Below are 17630 nucleotides of genomic sequence, written 5' to 3'. Positions count from 1 at the left end.
CAATGAAGCGGGCGGTGGTCGCAGTGATGACGGCGGCGACGCTGGCAGGTTGCGGAGGAAAGCGCGAGCCGGTGTCGGCGGCAACCGCGAGCAGCGTGGCGAACGATTGGCGCCGCGTGGCGACGATGTCCGACCGCGATCGCTTGCGCACCTGGCGCACCGTCTGGCTCGATTCGCTGGGCCGCGCGCGGGCGAGCGGCGCGGCGCGTGAAATCGATGCGCAAGGCGCGCTGTTCAATCCCGACTTCGGCCTGCGCGATCCGATGCCGCCGGCGGGCGACTATCGCTGCCGCGTGTTCAAGCTGGGCGCGAAGGTGACGGGCGGGCGGGACTATGTCGCTTACCCCGCCTATTCCTGCCGGGTCAGCGGCGACGGAGAGGTGAGGCAGTTCGAGAAGACGGCGGGATCGCAGCGTCCGGCGGGCCGGATCTTCCCCCACCGCCCGTCGCGCGCGATCTTTCTGGGCACGCTGGCGATCGGGGATGAGGCCCGCTGGCTGGCGTATGGACGCGACAGCGCGCGCGACCTCGCCGGCATAGTCGATCGCGTTGGCGAGAATCGCTGGCGGCTGGTGCTGCCGCAGCCGGCGTTTGATTCGACGCTGGAGATCATCGAGCTGGTACCGGCGCGCTGACCTGACCGGCGGCTCGCCTTAGCTGACCGGGGCTGGTGCCGGCGGCGGCGTGGTGACTGCCGTGGCCGCGGCCGGGGCAGCAACCGTGGGAAGCGCAGTGGCGGGCGCTGCTGGCGACTGGGCGTCCAGCGCGGCGAGATATTCCTTCCCATGCCGATCGATCAGGGTGACCTGCGCCGCATTGGCCTTCGCCACCGCCTTCAGGAAAGAACGCGGCTTCTTCATCAGATCGGGGAAATCGAGCGAGACGAGGCCCGCGCGGCGCGCCGCCTCTTGCGTGAAGTGGACGCAGTTGCGGGTATTCATACGGTAGGTGCCGTCGCCCTTCTTGTCGTCCCATTCATCGACCAGCTTCAGGATCGAGGCATATTGCGCATCGGTCAGGACGAGCAAGAATTGCGCATCGCTCCCTTCCATGTAGCTGCGCTTGGCGATGTCGATACGGCCTGCGACCGGGCCGAACAGGATTGCGGGCGTCACCGCCTTGGGGGTGAAGCCGTAATTCAGGTCCACCGCCTCTCCCCCCGCCTCGGGCGTGCCGCGCAGCGTGAAGAAGGCGTGCGGGAAGTGGTTGCCGAATTCATGGCTCCAGAAAGTAATCACCACCTGGGCGTGAGCAGGCAGCGCTGTGAGCGACAGCAACAGTGCGAAGGCGGCGGCAGCAAGTCGCGTCATGGAACAATAGTGTCATTCCGCAGGGTCGCCCTCAAGCCGGAAGAACACCGCTCATGCCGCGATCACCATGATCTGCCGCAAATCACCCATGGGAAATGCCCGCCGGTGACGAGCACCGACGGGCATCCTTCCTCCCCAGGAACTTGGTGGCCGGTTCGCTGCGATAAATGCGCGGCGCCGGCCGGGCTTGTCAGGCCGCGAACTGGTTCATCGTGTTATGGGCGCCGCCGGCCTTCAGCGCGGCCTCACCGGCGAAATATTCCTTGTGATCATCGCCGATATCGCTGCCCGACATGTTCTGGTGCTTCACGCAGGCGATCCCTTCGCGGATCTCCTTGCGCTGCACGCCCTTGACGTAGCCGAGCATGCCCGCCTCGCCGAAATATTCCTTGGCGAGATTGTCGGTCGACAGCGCGGCGGTGTGATAGGTCGGCAGCGTGATGAGGTGGTGGAAGATGCCGGCGCGCGCCGCCGCATCCTTCTGGAAGGTGCGGATCCGCTCGTCGGCCTCTGCCGCCAGCGCGCTGTCGTCATAATCGACGCTCATCAGCTTCGCCCGGTCATAGGCGGAGACGTCCTTGCCCGCTTCGACCCAGGCATCGAACACCTGCTGGCGGAAGTTCAGCGTCCAGTTGAAGCTGGGGCTGTTGTTGTACACCAGCTTGGCATTGGGCACGACCTCGCGGATGCGGTCGACCATCGAGGCGATCTGTTCGATGTGCGGCTTCTCCGTCTCGATCCACAGCAGGTCGGCGCCGTTCTGCAGCGACGTGATGCAATCGAGCACGCAGCGGTCCGCGCCGGTGCCTTCGCGGAACTGGAACAGGTTCGACGGCAGGCGCTTCGGACGCATCAGCTTGCCGTCCCGCTCGATCACCACATCACCGCGCAGCGTCGACAGGTCGGTCACTTCCTCGCAATCGAGGAAGGCGTTGTACTGGTCGCCAATGTCGCCCTTTTCCTTGGAGAAGGCGATCTGCTTGGTCAGGCCGGCGCCGAGCGAGTCGGTGCGGGTGACGATGATGCCGTCGTCGACGCCCAGCTCGAGGAAGGCGTAGCGGCAGGCGCGGACCTTCGCGAGAAAGTCCTCGTGCGGCACGGTGACCTTGCCGTCCTGGTGGCCGCACTGCTTCTCGTCCGACACCTGATTCTCGATCTGCAGCGCGCAGGCGCCCGCCTCGATCATCTTCTTGGCCAGCAGATACGTCGCCTCGGCATTGCCGAAGCCGGCGTCGATGTCGGCAATGATCGGCACGACGTGCGTCTCGTAATTGTCGATCGCCTGCGTCAGCCGCTGCGCCTCGATCTCGTTCCCGGCCTCACGCGCATGATCGAGATCGCGGAACATCATGCCCAGTTCGCGGGCGTCGGCCTGCTTCAGGAAGGTGTAAAGCTCCTCGATCAGCGCCGGAACGCTGGTCTTCTCGTGCATCGACTGGTCGGGCAGCGGGCCGAACTCGCTACGCAGCGCGGCGACCATCCACCCGGAGAGGTACAGATACCGTCCCTTGGTGGTACCGAAATGTTTCTTGATCGAGATGAGCTTCTGCTGGCCGATGAAGCCGTGCCAGCAGCCCAGCGACTGGGTGTAGTTCGCGGGATCGGCGTCATAGGCGGCCATGTCGCGGCGCATGATGCCGGCGGTGTAACGCGCGATGTCGAGCCCGGTGCGGAACCGGTTCTGCAGCCGCATCCGCGCGACGGACTCAGCGTCAATCCCGTCCCACGTGCCATTGTAGCTCGCGACGAGCTGGCCGATCTGACTGGTCTGTTCCTGGTAGGTCATGGGTGTTCCTGTCGCGGATGGTGGCACGCGGGATCGATCCCGCACGGAAGGTCGATCAGGCGAGTGATCGGTCAGCCAAGGCGGCCGAGGCGGTGGTACAGGTTCGAGAATTTGGCCGAGCGGGGCTCATCGGCGATCTTCTTGATATACTCGCCGATGGCTTCCTTCATGAGGCCGAAGTCCTCGGTCGAGAAAACGGCGCGGCTGCGCTGCGGGGTAGCGTCCATGGTCGTTCCTCCTGTGTGAATGCTTACAACTGCGATCATAGAAACAGCATCAGCCGGCTATTCACAACGCGATGTACTGGTGATTCGGTGTCATCGGGTCGGGCGAGGCCGCGAGAGCATCTGTGTTGCTGTAAAGAATTGACAAGCGGTTCTCGGGCGATCAGCTTGGGGCATGGCAGAGCGCAAGTTGATGGCGGGGCATGTGGTGCGGCGGCTGCGGCGGCAGCAGGCGCTGAGCCAGGCGGCGATGGCAGAGATGCTGGCGATCAGTCCCAGCTACCTCAATCTCGTCGAGCGCAATCAGCGCCCGGTATCGGCGACCTTGCTGGTGAAGCTGGCCGAGACGTTCGACTTCGATCCGCGCGCGCTGATGGCTGCCGAGCCGGGCGGCGGGCGCGACGCGATGCGGCGGCGGCTGGCCGACCCGATGTTCGCCGACCTGGAGATCGACCGCAACGAGCTGGAGGACTGGCTTGCCGCCGCGCCGGGCGGGGCAGAGGCGTTCGCGCGCGCCTTTGACAGCATGGGGCAGGGGAACGCCACCGCCGCGCCGGCCGATGATCCGGTAGCGATGGTCCGTCGCGAGATCAGCCGATGGCGCAATCACTTCCCCGATCTGGACGCGGCGGCGGAGGCTCTGGCCGATGAGCTGCGGCTGGGGGCCGGCGACCTGTATGGCGCGATCTCCGAACGGCTGCGGGTGAAGCACAGCCTCGCGATCCGCATCCTGCCGGTCGACGTGATGCCTGACGTGCTGCGGCGGCTGGACCTGCACGCCCGCCAGCTTCAGCTATCGGAACTGCTCGATCCCGCCAGCCGCACCTTTGCCGCTGCGTTCCAGCTGGCGCTGATCGAGGCGCGCGGGGAGATTGACGCGCTGGTTACAGGCGCGGGCTTCGGTCAGATCGCCGCGGACCGCCTGTTTCGGCGGCATCTCGCCAGCTATTTCGCCGCGGCGGTGATGATGCCTTATGCGCGCTTCCTCCGCGCATGCGAGGCGACCGGATATGATATCGAGCTGTTGCAGCGCCGCTTCGGCGCGGGGTTCGAGCATGTCGCCCACCGGCTGACCACCCTGCAGCGCGTCGGCGCGCGCGGCCTGCCCTTCTTCATGATCCGCGTCGACCGGGCGGGCCAGTCATCAAAGCGCTACGCCGGGGCAAGCGGTGCGGCGTTGGTGGAAGCGGAGGGACGATGCCCCTTGTGGCACCTCCACCGCGCATTCGATCGGCCCGCGCATCTGATGGTCCAGCTCGTCGAGTTGGAGGATGGCGAGCGGTGGTTGACGATGGCGCGCACCGTGACGCCGCAGGGGCAACGATACGGACTGGTGTCGGCGGAATTCGCGGTCGGGATTGGTGTCGCGGCGGAGCATGCCGGAACACTGGCGGTGGCGCGCGGCTTCGATCTGGCCGGCGCGGCGATGCCGATCGGACTGGGATGTCGCCAGTGCTTCCGTCAGGATTGCCCGCAACGCGCCGCCGCGCCGGCGGGCCGTGCGCTCACGATCAATGAGCGGGAGCGGCGGATCACCGCGCTCACCTTCGCCGGGGATTGATCGGCGGGGCGGGGCAGGGCGGCGGCGTTCAGGCCGCCTTTACCGCCTGCCCAACCTCCAGCGCTTCGCCGCGGGTGACGATCACCTTGTCACCCAGCTTCACCGTGTCGAACAGCTTTTGCGCAAATGGCTTGGGCACGCCGATGCACCCGTGAGTCATATAGCCTTCCGCCACCTCGCTCGCGTGGATGGAGATGCCGTCGTTGGTCATCCGCAGCATATAGGGCATCGGCGCATGATAGATGTTGGACACATGGTCCTTGCTCTTCTGCGTGATCGGATAGACGCCGAGCGGCGTCGGTTTCGCATCCGCGCCGAACAGGACCGCGGCGGCGCCGATCTCATGCCCGTCGCGGAAGACGCTGAGCACCTGCGCGGCAAGATCGACGGTAATGACGATCGTGCCGGTCGCTGGAGCCGCGCTCTCATCCCAATGATGATCGCCCATCTTCAACGGCCCGCTGATCGGCAGGATCGACTTGATCGTATAGGCCGCGTCCTGCTGCGTTGCCGCCGGCGTGGAGACTGGCGCTGCTGCCTGCGCAGGGCTGACAGGCGGGATGATCTGGCTGGCCAGGATGCGCGGCGGCGGCGGACGGGTGGCGGCAAAGGCCACCGAACCCACCGCGACCGCCAGGGCGAGCAGCACGAGTCGGAGTGGCGAAAGCATGGACATCACATAGCACCAAGGCGTTGCGGCGCACTGACGCGATCTGGTTAACGCACCAATGCGCCGGAGGCCTTGCGACCGATCAGATGCCGGCGTTGTTCAATCGATCAAGCTGGTCGCCAGACAGCGTGAGCGTCATGGCGGGGAGCAGATCCTCCACCTGAACAACACTGGTCGCGCTGGCGATCGGGGCGGTGACGCCATCCTGCGCGATCAGCCACGCGAGCGAGATCTGCGCCAGCGTCGCGCCGGTCTCAGCGGCCACACTGTCGAGGGCGTCGAGCACGGCGCGTCCCTTGCCCTCCAGAAGATCTCCCATCCGGCCGCCCCGCACGCTTTTCGACAGGTCGTCCCGCGTGCGGTACTTGCCCGTGAGGAAGCCCGAGGCGAGCCCATAATAGGGCACCACGCCGACATTCTGCTCGACGCAATAATCCTGAAGCTCGCCTTCGAACTTCGTCCGGCTGACCAGATTATATTCTGGCTGCAGCACGTCGTAGCGGGGAAGGCCAGCGGCACGCGCGGCCTCGTTGGCGGATTTCAGGCGAATGGCGCTGAAGTTCGACGCGCCCACGACGCGCACCTTGCCGGCCTTCACCAGCGACGCGAACGCCTCCAGCACGGCTTCCTGCGGCGTATCCTCGTCATCCTGGTGCGCGAAATACAGGTCGATGCGATCGGTGCCGAGCCGCTTCAGCGACGCCTCGCACGCCGCCGCGATCCGTGCGGGGGCCAGCTTCTCGCCGCCCTCGCCGGGGAGCATACCGACCTTGGTCGCGATCAGCACCTGGTCGCGCTTGCCTGAGGCCTTCAGCCATTCGCCGATCATCGCTTCGGATTCGCCACCGCGGTGGCCCGGCACCCAGGCGGAATAGACGTCGGCGGTGTCGATCATCGTCCCGCCGCCGGCGACAAAGGCGTCGAGCACGGTGAAGCTCGCATCGCGATCGGCCGTCCACCCGAACACATTGCCCCCCAGGACGAGCGGCGCGATCTCGAGATCGGAAGAGCCGAGGCGTGTCTTCACTGAACATTCCCGTCGGTCGTGGCGACTTCGTCAAGCCGGATGCTGTTCGCCTCCAGCATCGCTGCCGCCTCGTTCAATTGCTGTTCCTCGTCCGCGGTCACTGCACCCGGCGGTGCCGGGTCGCTCGAACAGGCGGCGGTCAGCAACAAAAAGGGGAGCGCGATGAGCGCTCCCCGAATGTCATTTCGCATCAACGCTTGATCGCATTGCCCGTGTCGGTCAGCGCGTCACCAGTCGCCTCGCGAGCGTCGTCGGCAGCATTGTCGATCGCACGACCCGCGCGATCGGCATCACGCTCCGCCTTCGCGCCAGCACGGTCGGCGCCACGCTCGATATCGTCACCAGCGTTCTCGATCGCCCGCTCGGCCGAGCCAAGCGCGTCCTCGGTAGCCCGATCAACGTCGTTCACCGCATTCTCGGTGGTAGCGCTGACGTCGGAGCCGATCGCATTGGCGGCTTCGGCGCTTTCGTTCTGCGCCTTGGGGCTGCATGCGGCGAGGGCGGCGGCGGTGGCGATACCTGCGGTAATGGCAATGAACTTCATGAACACTCTCCCTGTCGTGGACCCTAGCCGACGCACGGCGTTAGCGGCACAAACGTCCTTTATGCGTTTTGGCTCCGCAACGATCTGCATCAGGAGCAAAGCTGAGGCTTTGTGATCGAATGTTTGACGAGATATAAAGATATCTTTATATCTTTTTCGCGTGACACAAGCGCTTGAGATATTCCGTGCATTGGCCGATTCCTCGCGCTTGCGCATCCTGCGTCTGCTGCGCACGATGGAACTGTCGGTTGGTGAACTTGCCCTGGTGCTGGGGCAAAGCCAGCCGCGCGTCAGCCGCCATGTGAAGATCCTGTGCGACGCCGGCCTGACCGAACGGCGTAAGGAAGGCAGCTGGGTGTTCGTCGCGCTGGGCGCCCCCGCACTGGTCGATCCGGTGGTCGCTGCGATCGATTTCTGGGAAGGTGAGACGCCCGATCGCGAGGGCGCAACCGATGCCGCACGGCTGGCGGCGGTCCGTGCCGACCGCGCCGCCTCGGCGTCACAATGGTTCGAGGCGCATGCCACCGAATGGGATGCGATCCGCTCGCTCCACATCGCCGAGACCGATGTCGAAAAGGCGATGCAGCGAATGCTGGGCGATGCGCCGATCGGCAGGCTGATCGATATTGGCACGGGCACGGGGCGGATGATCGAGCTGTTTGCACCGCGCGCGGACACCGCGCTGGGGATCGATCGCAGCTCCGAGATGCTGCGCATCGCACGGGCGAAAATCGGCGAGCGCGGGCTGGCCAATACCGAATTGCGCCAGGCGGACCTTTATTCGCTGCCGCTCGGCGATGCCGCGGCAGATGTGGCGATCGTCCATCACGTGCTTCATTATGCGCAACAGCCTGGCGCGGCGATCGTCGAGGCGGCGCGCGTGCTGGCGCCCGGCGGGCGGCTGCTGATCGCCGATTTCGCGCCGCACGATCGCGAGGAGTTGCGGACGCGCGACGCGCATACCCGGCTCGGCTTTTCCGATGCGCAGATCAGCGGCTGGTTCGACGCCGCGGGCCTCGCCTCGGAGCGGATCGAGACGCTGGAAGGCGGCGAACTGACGGTGAAGATCTGGCTAGGGCGAAAGCCCGCCGCGGCCCCCGGCAACAAGGCGGGCACGACATTCCACGAGGTGAAGGCGGCATGACCCTATCGATCAATCAGCTGGAGGAGGCCCGCCGCGCGCTGGAGGCGCCGTTGTTCGCCAATGTCGCGGGCGATGCGGATGTCAGCTTCGAATTCTTCCCGCCCAAGACGCCGACGATGGAAGCGACCTTGTGGAAGTCGATGGCGACGCTGGCGCCGCTCGCGCCGCGCTTCGTGTCGGTTACCTATGGCGCGGGCGGATCGACCCGGGAGCGCACGCACAACACGGTGGCACGGATCGCGCGGGAGACGAACATTCCCGCCGCCGCGCATCTCACCTGTGTCGAGGCGACGCGCGAGGAGATCGATGCGGTCGCAGAGCAATATTGGGCCGCCGGCGTCCGTCATATCGTCGCGTTGCGCGGCGATCCGCCGCGGGCGGGGGAGCGCTATGCCGCGCATCCCGGCGGCTATGAAAATGCTGCTGCCCTGGTCGCTGGGCTGCGCCGCCTGCGCCCATTCGAGGTTTCGGTCGCCTGCTATCCCGAATGCCATCCGGATTCGGGCGATGCTGCGATCGACCTCGACAACCTTAAGCGCAAGATGGACGCCGGGGCGACCCGCGCGATCAGCCAGTTCTTCTTCTCGCCCGACGTCTTCTTCCGTTATCGCGACGCCGTGGCGGCAGCGGGAATCGACGCGGAGATCGTGCCCGGCATCATGCCGGTGAGCAACTTTGCCGCGGTTCAGCGCATGTCGAAGATGTGCGGTACCGACGTGCCGGCATGGATGGAGCATCTGTTCGCCGGGCTGGATGACCTTCCCGATGCACGGCAGCTGGTGTCCGCGACGCTGGCGGCCGAGCTGTGCCGCAAGCTATATGCCGGCGGCGTGAAGCAATTCCACTTCTACACGCTGAACCGCGCCGAGCTGAGCTTCGCGATCTGCCACCTGCTGGGCCTTCGCGCCCGGCCCGAAGCGGCACGCGCCGCCGCCTGACCGAGCGACCCCGGCCTCCCGGCCGGGGCTTCGCTCGTAATCAGGGCTGGCAATCAGGCGAGTTCGGGCACCCGCATCGCCTCGGCGGCAATCGCGATGCTGCGCTTGCGCGCCTCATGGTCGTAGATGCTGCTGGTCAGCATGACCTCGTCGATCCCCGTGCGCTTGACGAAGGCGGCGATCCCCGCCGCCACATCGTCGCGGTCGCCAACGGCACTGCACGACAGCACCGAATCGAGAATACGCGCATGCGTCGGCGGCAGGCTTTCGCGATAGCCCCGCACCGGCGGCTTCATCTTGCCGGGGTTGCCGGTGCGCAGCGCGACGAACTGCTGCTGCTGCGACGTCGCCAGGAATTCCGCCTCATCGTGCGTATCCGCTGCAAAGACGTTGAACCCGGCCATCGCATAGGGCCGGTCCAGCTGCGCCGACGCGCGAAAGTCGCGGCGATAGATTTCCATCGCCTGGTCGAGCGCATCGGGCGCAAAATGCGAGGCGAAGGCATAGGGCAGACCCAGCATCGCGGCGAGCTGCGCCCCGAACAGCGAGGACCCCAGGATCCACAGCTGCGGCTTCGCGCCCGCGCCCGGCGTCGCGGTGATGCCGGTGCGGCCGTCGTCGGCGAGATAGCTTTGCAGCTCGACGACATCGTTGGGGAAGGCATTGGGATCGCTGTCCAGCGTGCGGCGGATCGCCCGCGCAACCCGCTGGTCGCTGCCCGGCGCGCGGCCCAGCCCAAGATCGATCCTCCCGGGGAACAGCGCGTCGAGCGTACCGAACTGCTCGGCGATCTGCAGCGGCGCATGGTTGGGCAGCATGATCCCGCCCGCGCCGACCCGGATCGTGCTGGTCGCCGCGCCGACATGGGCGATCACCACCGCAGTCGCGGCGGAGGCGATGCCCTCCATCCCGTGATGCTCCGCCACCCAATAGCGGTTGAAGCCGTGCGCCTCGGCATGGCGCGCGAGGTCGGCGGCGTTGGCAAGCGCGTCGGCGACAGTACCGCCTTCGACGACCGGGACGAGATCGAGCAGCGAATATTTGGTCATACAACCGATGTGGGCGGAAGGGTTACCGATCGCAACCATCCGCAGCTTCGCCATGCCCAAGCAAGGCTATGCCCGGATTGGCTTGCCCGCCGCGGCAGGCACCCGTAACGCATCGGCATGCCACCGGGCCTAGACCATATCCGCGCCTGGATCTTCGATCTGGACAACACCCTCTATCCGTCGAGCGCCGATCTCTTCGCGCAGATCGACGCCAAGATGACCGAGTATATCGCCCGGCTTCTCGGCACTGATCGTGGGGAGGCGCGGCGCATCCAGAAGGCCTATTTTCTGGGGCATGGCACCACGCTCGCCGGCCTGATGGCGGAGCATCACGTCGATCCGCACGACTTCCTCGATTTCGTCCACGATGTCGAAATGGACGTGCTGGAGGAAAACGTGCCACTCGCCGCCGCGGTGGCGAAGCTGCCGGGGCGCAAGGTGGTCTTCACCAATGGCGACGCGCCTTATGCCGCGCGCGTGCTCGACCGGCTGGGTCTCGGCGAAAGCTTCGAGGCGGTGCACGACATCCACGCCATGGATCTGGCGCCAAAGCCGGCGCCGTCGGCCTATGCCGGTCTGTGCGAACGTCTGTCGATCGATCCGACGACGGCGCTGTTCGCCGACGACATGGCGCGCAACCTTGCACCGGCCAAGGCGATCGGCATGACCACCGTCTGGGTCGATAACGGGTCCGAGCAGGCGCATGACAGCGACCGCAGCTTTATTGATTTTACCACGCCGGATCTGACCGCGTGGCTGACCAGCATATTGGAAGGCAAATGAACGACATCGAAGCCACGATCGACGCCGCGTGGGAAAACCGGGCGGACATCGGAGTGTCCACCGCGGGCGAGGTGCGCGTCGCCGTCGACCGCGCGCTCGCGCTGCTCGATTCGGGCAAGGCGCGCGTCGCCGAGCCGGACGGCAATGGCGGCTGGCGCGTCAACCAATGGCTGAAGAAGGCAGTGCTGCTATCCTTCCGCCTGAACGACAATGCGCTGATCGATAACGGCCCGGGCGCTGGCCACTGGTTCGACAAGGTGCCGTCGAAATTCTCCGGCTGGAGCGAGGCGGAGTTCCGTGAGGCAGGCTTCCGCGCGGTGCCGGGCAGCGTGGTCCGCCGCGGCGCCTTTGTCGGCAAGGGCGCGATCCTGATGCCCAGCTTCGTCAACATCGGCGCCTATGTCGGTGAGGGGACGATGGTCGATACCTGGGCGACCGTCGGATCGTGCGCGCAGATCGGCAAGAACGTTCACCTTTCGGGCGGTGCCGGGATCGGCGGCGTGCTGGAGCCGCTGCAGGCCGATCCGGTCATCATCGGTGACGGCGCCTTCATCGGCGCGCGCTCAGAGGTGGCCGAGGGCGTTCGCGTGGGCGAGGGCGCGGTGCTGTCGATGGGCGTCTATCTCGGCGCGTCGACCAAGATCATCGACCGGGCGACCGGTGAAACCTTCATCGGCGAAGTGCCGCCTTATGCTGTGGTCGTTCCCGGCTCCACCGGCGGCGGCAACCTTGGCCTGTATTGCGCGGTGATCGTGAAGCGCGTGGACGAGCGCACCCGGTCGAAGACCAGCATCAACGAATTGCTGCGCGACTGAGCCTTTCTCCGCTGCGGGATCGCTGATCCCGCAGCGCTGGAAAACCGCCGATGCTCGGGCACGGACGCTCCCTGTCTCGCGACATGAACGCGCGGTTGTTTCAGGTTCATGCAACCCGCGCCAGAAGCACACGTTACGATGGCATATCAATCATACCATCGTGCCGAACTTCGAGGGAGATAGTAATTATGCGTAAGATGATGCTGGCGCTCGGCGCCACCGCGTTGGTTGTGCCCAGCGTGATGGTCACCACCACCGATGCGGACGCCCAGCGCCGCGCCAAGTATCGCGAGTGGAAGGGCAATGACGGCCGCTGGCGCTGCCGCAAGCCTGATGGCACCACCGGCCTCGTCGTCGGCGGCGTTGCTGGCGCCCTGCTTGGCCGCACCATCGACACGCGCGGCGATCGTACGCTGGGCACGCTGGGCGGTGCCGCCGTCGGCGCGCTGGCCGGCCGCGAGATCGAGCGCAGCACGAGCAACCGTCGCTGCCGCTGATCCGTTAGTCGGATTGTCGAACACGAAAGGGGCGTGGTCCGGCGGACCGCGCCCCGTTTTGCTTGAGGAGATGCTGACATGCCGACACGCAATGGTTCTGCCCGCTACGAGGGCCTGGGCAAGGATGGCCAGGGTTCCGTCTCCACCCAATCGGGTGTCCTGAAGGATCAGCGTTATGGCTTCGGCACGCGCTTCGGCGATGAACCGGGGACCAATCCGGAAGAGTTGATCGCCGCAGCGCATGCCAGCTGCTTCACCATGGCGCTCAGCTTTGCACTTGCCGGCGCCGGCTATTCGGACGGCGTGCTGGAAACAACGGCAAAGGTAACCGTGGACAAGGACGGCGATGGGTTCACCATCACCAAGTCTGCGCTTGACCTGAAGGCGAAGGTATCGGGTATCGATGCTGAAGAGTTTGAGCGTATTGCCTTGGATGCGAAGGCAAACTGCCCGGTTTCCAAAGTGTTGAATGCAGAGATAACGCTGACTCACGCACTCGAAAGCTAAATGGCGGTAAGATGAACGGAACGTAGTTTCCCGTTCACGCAACTTAGCTGAAGCGCGGTAGTTCTTCCCCTATCATCAGTGAGGAACTACCGATGCGTTTCATCATCGCCGCCATGCTGGCCACAGCAACAACGGTCACCGCCATGCCCGCACAGGCGCAGTCGGGGCGCGAGTATCGCCAGGAAGTCCAGGAGGCGCGCCGCGACTATCAACGTGACCTGCGCCGCGCAGACTCGCGGGGCGACGTACGCCAGGCGCAGCGCGAATATCGCCGCGACGTACGCGATGCCCGTCAGGATTATCGCCGCGACGCTCGCAACGACTGGCGCAATGATCGCAACCAATGGGGTCGCTACGACTATAATCGCGCGCCGCCGGGCCAGCGCGGTTACTATGCTGACAACTTCTACCGCGACGGCCGTTACTATCAGACCCGTCGTCTCAGCCGGAACGACCGCGTCTATCGCGGCAGCAACGGGCGCTATTACTGCCGCCGCAATGACGGCACGACCGGCCTGATCATCGGCGGCTTGGGTGGCGGTGTGCTCGGCAGCCTGCTGGCCAACGGCAGCTCCAACACGCTGGGCGCCTTGATCGGTGCCGGTGCGGGTGCACTGCTCGGGTCGCAGGTCGATCGTGGCAATGTGAACTGCCGCTAACACCTTTCGCTGGAAGTATCGGCGCGTAACGGAGGGCCCGGCGATCAGATCGCCGGGCCTCTTTGTGTGTAATCGGGGCAGGGGGTAGAGTCATCGCATGACCCACCACCATCGCATCGTCGGCGCGATTCTGGCCGGTGGCGAGGCGCGTCGCTTCGGCTCCGACAAGGCGGTGGCGCTGTTCGAGGGGCGAAGGCTGATCGACCATGTCGCGCAAAACCTTGCGGGCCAGGTTGAGGAGTTGATCGTGGTCGGCCGCGCCCACGCCGGGCTGACCAGTGTCGCCGACCGCCCCGCGCCCGGCCTGGGGCCGCTTGGTGCACTCGCCGGGGCGCTGGGCTGGGCTCATTCCAATGGCTTCAAAGCAGTGCTGAGCGCACCATGTGACGTGCCGCTGCTGCCGCACGATCTGGTCCAGCGGCTCGCGGGGGAGGGGCCGGCCTTTGTCGATGGGTTGCCCGTGGTCGGCTGGTGGCCCAGCACCCTTGCTGATCATCTCAACCAATGGCTGGCGGCAGATCAGCCGCGCGCGGTATGGCGCTGGGCGGCGGCGGTCGACGCGCGGGCCGTACCGCTCGATCAGCTACCCGCCAATGTGAATACCCGCGCCGATCTCGACGCGCTTCGCCGCTGATCGCCCTGGCGAAACTTCCTCGCCGCCGGATACGTCAGCCGATCCAGCGCCAAATGCCCGCCGGCCAGCCAGACAGCGGAATATGCGCCCAGGTTGCGGCCAGCCACACGACTGTCCCGCCGCCCAGCGCGTGACCGCCGATCTTGCCGATCTTCGCCCGGCCGGAGGCGACCGCGGCGAACGGCCAGAAGCTCGTCCGCCGTTCCCATTCGCGCCAGAAATCTGGCTGAAGCGCTTCTTTCTTTCGGTCCTGCAGCCGCGCGCCCAGGAGCGCGAGGATGATGATCGACAGCGCGAGAACGATATTGGCCGGGTCGGGGAAGACCAGGATGTGCACCATTCCCCAGATCGCGAAGCTCCACATCATCGGGTGCCGCGTGATCGCGAACACGCCCCGTGCCTCGGGCACGGTATCGGTCTTCGCTTCCGGCAACGCCGGATTGCGCACCAGCGAGCCCATGAACAGGATCGCCGCCAGCAGCATCAGGATGGTGCCGATCGCCCACAGGATGTCGCCGACCGGCCAGAGCGGTGTACTTTCGGGGGCGGCGCGATACGCCAGCGCCAGCCAGATGAGCGTGATCAGCGCGACCAGGCTGTAAAGACCCAGGAACCCCTTGTCGCCAATCCGCCGCGCCAGTGGTGCGCGAAGGGGATGGGAGAGGAGAAAGTGCGTTCCCACGAACGCGATGGCGGCCGCAACGACATTGCCCATCATGATTCTCCCCCGTGTCGGTGTGGACCGCCTGTCGCCGCGCTGGTGGGCGCGATGACAGGCGGCCGTCGTCTCAGCGGCGCGTTTCCCCCGCCGTGTTCAACCCTGCTGCCTCGGGCTGCGCCAGTTCGGGCTCACCCGCCATGGCGTGGTCCGGGCTGTCGTGCAGCGTGTCGAGGTGCATCATTCGCTTGACCAGCGGGCTCAGCACCAGGACGACCATCGCGATGCCGATCGTCCACCAGCCGATGGTGGAATAGACCGACAGCGTCGCTTCCTTGGTCATCTCGCCGCCTTCGCCACCGGTCGCTTCACCGATCTTGCCGGCGACGAAATTGCCGACCGCGGTCATGTAGAACCATGCGCCCATGATCAGGCTGGCAAGATGCTTCGGGGCGAGCCGGTTCATCGCGCTGAGGCCCACTGGCGACAGGCAGAGTTCGCCGGTCGTCTGCAGGAAGTAGATGGCGAACACGAAGAACACCGGCGTCGCGACTTCGACGCCGACAGTGTTCGCCCCCCAGACGAAGACGAGGAACGACAGGCCGACCTGCGCCAGCGCGAGGCCGAACTTCGCCGGCGCCGACGGCTCCAGCCCGCGCTTGCCCAGGAAGACCCACAGGCCAGCGAAGATCGGGCCGAGCAGCACGATGTAGATCGGGTTGATCGACTGGAACAGCGATGCCGGTACCCCGCCACGATCGACGAAGCGATCGGTGTAGAGGTTAAGGCTGCCGCCCGCCTGTTCGAACAGGCCCCAGAACACCGGGTTCAGCGCGATCAGGAACAGCACCACGAACATCCGGTCGCGCGCATGCTTCTCCAGCTTCAGGCTTTCGAACAGCACATAGCCGAGCATGCCGATGCCCGAGATGATCAGCAGCGTCTGGATGACGTCTTGATACTGGACCAGCGCCCAGATCACGACGACCGAGGCGAGGCCGATCCCGTACAGCGACCATTCGGTCCGCGCCTTCAACGGACGCGGCGCTTCACCCTTGCCGAGCAGCAGCGGCTTGCCGAGGATGAAGACGATCAGGCCCAGCAGCATGCCGACCCCCGCCGCGCCGAAGCCATAGGCCCAGCCATAGGTCTCGCCCAGCCAGCCGGCCATGATCGTGCCGATCGCGGCGCCGGTGTTAATGCCGATGTAGAAGATGGTGTACGCGCCATCGCGGCGGGTGTCGGTCAGCGGATAGAGCTGCCCCACGATGACCGAGATATTGGCCTTCAGGAAGCCGGTGCCCACGATGATGAAGGCGAGGGCCAGCCAGAACACGTTGATCGCGGCCGATCCCTGGCCGCCGTCGCCTTCCACCGCCATCAGGAGGTGGCCCAGCGTCAGCATGACCGCGCCGAACGTCACCGCCTTGCGCTGGCCGAGATAGCGGTCAGCCAGGTAGCCGCCCAGCACCGGGGTGATGTACACTAGGCTGGTATAGGCGCCGTAGATCAGGTTCGATTTGCTGTCGTCGAACAGCCAGTGCTTGGTGAGATAGAAGATCAGCAGTGCGCGCATGCCATAGTAGGAGAACCGCTCCCACATCTCGGCGAAGAACAGCACGTACAGGCCTTTGGGATGCCCCATGAACTCGGGGCCCTTCTTGGCCGCGCCAGCGGCGCCGCCGGCGAGCAGGATCGCGAGGAATCCCAGCGCGATCGAGGGGATGATGGGCAAGTTACGCTCCCTGGAAGTCAGGCCGGGATCATCGAAATCCCGAATTGACCGAGCCTAGCGCGCAATTTCGCGATGCCCAAGCATTGTTGCGAACGAAACGTTTCGCCCCTGGCGCTCGACTTGCGAACGCTTCGCGATAAACAGGGTCATGTTCAACGACCTTTCCTCGCCGCTGTCGCTCCTTCGTACCCGCCGTTCGGGCAAGCCGCGCGATCTGGCTGAGCCGGGACCGAGCGACGCGCAGCTCGAGGAAATGTGTGCGATCGCCTGCCGCACCCCCGATCATGGCAAGCTCGCGCCATGGCGCTTCGTCATCGTCAGCGCCGATCAGCGCGCCGCCTTCGCCGAGCTGTTGCTGGACGCCTACCGCGCGCAGCGGCCGGACGCGAAGCGGCTCGAACTCGAATCGATCGAACAATTCGCGCATCAGGCCCCGGCACTGGTCGTCGCGCTGTCATCGCCGCGGCCGGCTAGCCAGATCCCCCTATGGGAGCAGGAGCTGTCGGCGGGAGCCGCGTGCATGAACCTGCTTCATGCGGCGCATGCGATGGGCTTTGCCGGCGGATGGCTGACGACGTGGGCGGCATTCGACGATCGCGTGCGCGACGCCTTTGGTACGGCGCCGGAGCGGATCGCCGGCTTCATCTTCATCGGCACGCCGTCGCGCCCGCTGGAGGAGCGCCCGCGGCCTGACCTCGCCACCACGGTCACGCACTGGCGCGCCTGACGCGTCAGCTTTTCCCGGCGAACATGAACGCGGCGGCGCCGACCAGGCAGGCGAAGGCGCCGGCGTGCCGCCAGCTCAGCTGTTCGCCCAGCACCACGACGGCAAAGACGCCGAACACCAGCAGCGTGATCACTTCCTGCGCGATCTTCAGCTGCCCGCCGCTCCAGCCGCTGGCGAAGCCGAGCCGATTGGCCGGCACGGCGAAGCAATATTCGACCAGCGCGATGCCCCAGCTCAGCAGGATGACGGTGGGAAGCGGCTTCGCCATCCCGCCCTTCAGATGCCAGTACCAGGCAATCGTCATGAAGACGTTGGAGATGAGCAGTAGCGCGATCGTCGGCATCTTGCCTACCTAGCACCGT

The 17630-nt window shown here is 65.8% G+C and carries 22 protein-coding genes; 11 read left to right on the top strand and 11 right to left on the bottom strand.

Translation table 11 applies throughout. The annotated features are described in order from the left end of the window. Positions 1 to 2: 2 nt before the first annotated feature. Positions 3 to 635: a DUF4893 domain-containing protein gene (locus K0S66_RS06250; RefSeq protein ID WP_301074407.1), complete on the top strand. Its 633-nt coding sequence runs from the start codon at positions 3 to 5 to the stop codon at positions 633 to 635. A gap of 18 nt (positions 636 to 653) precedes the next feature. Here K0S66_RS06250 and K0S66_RS06245 read toward each other — a convergent pair whose 3' ends face one another. The 3 genes from K0S66_RS06245 to K0S66_RS06235 form a co-directional block, all read right to left on the bottom strand. Then, complete coding sequence (locus tag K0S66_RS06245) at positions 654 to 1310, bottom strand: hypothetical protein (RefSeq protein WP_301074404.1); 657 nt, start codon at positions 1308 to 1310, stop codon at positions 654 to 656. A gap of 190 nt (positions 1311 to 1500) precedes the next feature. Continuing rightward, positions 1501 to 3096 (bottom strand): isocitrate lyase, encoded by a 1596-nt coding sequence (locus K0S66_RS06240; RefSeq protein ID WP_301074402.1) that lies wholly within the window; start codon positions 3094 to 3096, stop codon positions 1501 to 1503. 71 nt (positions 3097 to 3167) lie between these two features. Then, on the bottom strand, positions 3168 to 3323 hold the full coding sequence (locus tag K0S66_RS06235) for a hypothetical protein (protein ID WP_164518819.1): 156 nt from the start codon (positions 3321 to 3323) through the stop codon (positions 3168 to 3170). A gap of 172 nt (positions 3324 to 3495) precedes the next feature. Between K0S66_RS06235 and K0S66_RS06230 the strand changes: the two genes are divergently transcribed. Continuing rightward, positions 3496 to 4881 carry a short-chain fatty acyl-CoA regulator family protein gene (locus K0S66_RS06230; RefSeq protein WP_301074400.1) on the top strand — a complete coding sequence of 462 codons (1386 nt, stop codon included), beginning with the start codon at positions 3496 to 3498 and terminating at the stop codon, positions 4879 to 4881. Positions 4882 to 4909: 28 nt separating this feature from the next. Here the strand turns inward: K0S66_RS06230 and K0S66_RS06225 are convergent, their stop codons facing one another. From K0S66_RS06225 to K0S66_RS06210, 4 genes are all read right to left on the bottom strand, one after another. After that, positions 4910 to 5551 (bottom strand): L,D-transpeptidase family protein, encoded by a 642-nt coding sequence (locus K0S66_RS06225; RefSeq protein ID WP_301074399.1) that lies wholly within the window; start codon positions 5549 to 5551, stop codon positions 4910 to 4912. Positions 5552 to 5633: 82 nt separating this feature from the next. After that, positions 5634 to 6578 carry an aldo/keto reductase gene (locus K0S66_RS06220; RefSeq protein ID WP_301074398.1) on the bottom strand — a complete coding sequence of 315 codons (945 nt, stop codon included), beginning with the start codon at positions 6576 to 6578 and terminating at the stop codon, positions 5634 to 5636. Then, positions 6575 to 6769, bottom strand: coding sequence for a hypothetical protein (locus K0S66_RS06215; protein ID WP_301074397.1), 195 nt, complete (start codon positions 6767 to 6769; stop codon positions 6575 to 6577). The genes K0S66_RS06220 and K0S66_RS06215 overlap by 4 nt, the downstream gene beginning before the upstream one ends. Continuing rightward, entirely contained in the window at positions 6769 to 7122 is a 354-nt protein-coding gene (locus K0S66_RS06210) for a hypothetical protein (protein WP_301074396.1), read from the bottom strand. Before K0S66_RS06210 ends, K0S66_RS06215 begins: the two co-directional genes overlap by 1 nt. Before the next feature lie 160 nt (positions 7123 to 7282). Here K0S66_RS06210 and K0S66_RS06205 point away from each other — a divergent pair, with 160 nt between their 5' ends. Both K0S66_RS06205 and metF read left to right on the top strand, forming a co-directional pair. After that, positions 7283 to 8266: a metalloregulator ArsR/SmtB family transcription factor gene (locus tag K0S66_RS06205; protein WP_301074395.1), complete on the top strand. Its 984-nt coding sequence runs from the start codon at positions 7283 to 7285 to the stop codon at positions 8264 to 8266. Next, positions 8263 to 9204 carry a methylenetetrahydrofolate reductase [NAD(P)H] gene (gene metF / locus K0S66_RS06200; protein WP_301074394.1) on the top strand — a complete coding sequence of 314 codons (942 nt, stop codon included), beginning with the start codon at positions 8263 to 8265 and terminating at the stop codon, positions 9202 to 9204. The genes K0S66_RS06205 and metF overlap by 4 nt, the downstream gene beginning before the upstream one ends. Before the next feature lie 53 nt (positions 9205 to 9257). Here metF and K0S66_RS06195 read toward each other — a convergent pair whose 3' ends face one another. After that, on the bottom strand, positions 9258 to 10253 hold the full coding sequence (locus tag K0S66_RS06195; protein ID WP_301074393.1) for an LLM class flavin-dependent oxidoreductase: 996 nt from the start codon (positions 10251 to 10253) through the stop codon (positions 9258 to 9260). Between the two features lie 117 nt (positions 10254 to 10370). Here K0S66_RS06195 and K0S66_RS06190 point away from each other — a divergent pair, with 117 nt between their 5' ends. The 6 genes from K0S66_RS06190 to K0S66_RS06165 all read left to right on the top strand — a co-directional run bounded on the left by K0S66_RS06190 (position 10371) and on the right by K0S66_RS06165 (position 14148). After that, complete coding sequence (locus K0S66_RS06190) at positions 10371 to 11036, top strand: pyrimidine 5'-nucleotidase (protein WP_301074392.1); 666 nt, start codon at positions 10371 to 10373, stop codon at positions 11034 to 11036. Next, the gene (gene dapD / locus K0S66_RS06185) at positions 11033 to 11851 is read left to right on the top strand and encodes a 2,3,4,5-tetrahydropyridine-2,6-dicarboxylate N-succinyltransferase (protein WP_301074390.1); all 819 of its coding nucleotides are present in this window, start codon (positions 11033 to 11035) and stop codon (positions 11849 to 11851) included. Before K0S66_RS06190 ends, dapD begins: the two co-directional genes overlap by 4 nt. 188 nt (positions 11852 to 12039) lie before the next feature. Then, positions 12040 to 12348, top strand: coding sequence for a glycine zipper 2TM domain-containing protein (locus K0S66_RS06180; RefSeq protein ID WP_301074388.1), 309 nt, complete (start codon positions 12040 to 12042; stop codon positions 12346 to 12348). Between the two features lie 78 nt (positions 12349 to 12426). Next, on the top strand, positions 12427 to 12855 hold the full coding sequence (locus tag K0S66_RS06175) for an OsmC family protein (protein ID WP_301074387.1): 429 nt from the start codon (positions 12427 to 12429) through the stop codon (positions 12853 to 12855). Between the two features lie 92 nt (positions 12856 to 12947). Continuing rightward, entirely contained in the window at positions 12948 to 13514 is a 567-nt protein-coding gene (locus K0S66_RS06170; RefSeq protein WP_301074385.1) for a glycine zipper 2TM domain-containing protein, read from the top strand. 97 nt (positions 13515 to 13611) lie between these two features. Then, the gene (locus K0S66_RS06165; RefSeq protein WP_301074384.1) at positions 13612 to 14148 is read left to right on the top strand and encodes a molybdenum cofactor guanylyltransferase; all 537 of its coding nucleotides are present in this window, start codon (positions 13612 to 13614) and stop codon (positions 14146 to 14148) included. 34 nt (positions 14149 to 14182) lie between these two features. On the opposite strand, the gene K0S66_RS06160 is transcribed toward K0S66_RS06165, so the two are convergent. After that, positions 14183 to 14863, bottom strand: a complete 681-nt coding sequence (locus tag K0S66_RS06160; protein ID WP_301074378.1) for an NnrU family protein — start codon at positions 14861 to 14863, stop codon at positions 14183 to 14185. 73 nt (positions 14864 to 14936) lie between these two features. After that, positions 14937 to 16451: a peptide MFS transporter gene (locus K0S66_RS06155; RefSeq protein WP_301074660.1), complete on the bottom strand. Its 1515-nt coding sequence runs from the start codon at positions 16449 to 16451 to the stop codon at positions 14937 to 14939. A gap of 238 nt (positions 16452 to 16689) precedes the next feature. On the opposite strand from K0S66_RS06155, the gene K0S66_RS06150 reads away from it, so the two are divergent. Next, positions 16690 to 17268, top strand: coding sequence for a nitroreductase (locus K0S66_RS06150; RefSeq protein ID WP_301074375.1), 579 nt, complete (start codon positions 16690 to 16692; stop codon positions 17266 to 17268). A 4-nt stretch (positions 17269 to 17272) separates the two neighbouring features. Here the strand turns inward: K0S66_RS06150 and K0S66_RS06145 are convergent, their stop codons facing one another. Beyond that, the gene (locus K0S66_RS06145) at positions 17273 to 17611 is read right to left on the bottom strand and encodes a DMT family protein (RefSeq protein WP_301074374.1); all 339 of its coding nucleotides are present in this window, start codon (positions 17609 to 17611) and stop codon (positions 17273 to 17275) included. Positions 17612 to 17630 lie beyond the last annotated feature (19 nt).

Origin of the sequence: Sphingomonas sp. (assembly GCF_029239295.1) — a bacterium.
Lineage (GTDB): Bacteria > Pseudomonadota > Alphaproteobacteria > Sphingomonadales > Sphingomonadaceae > Sphingomonas.
This window is presented reverse-complemented; position numbering and strand designations above follow the sequence as displayed.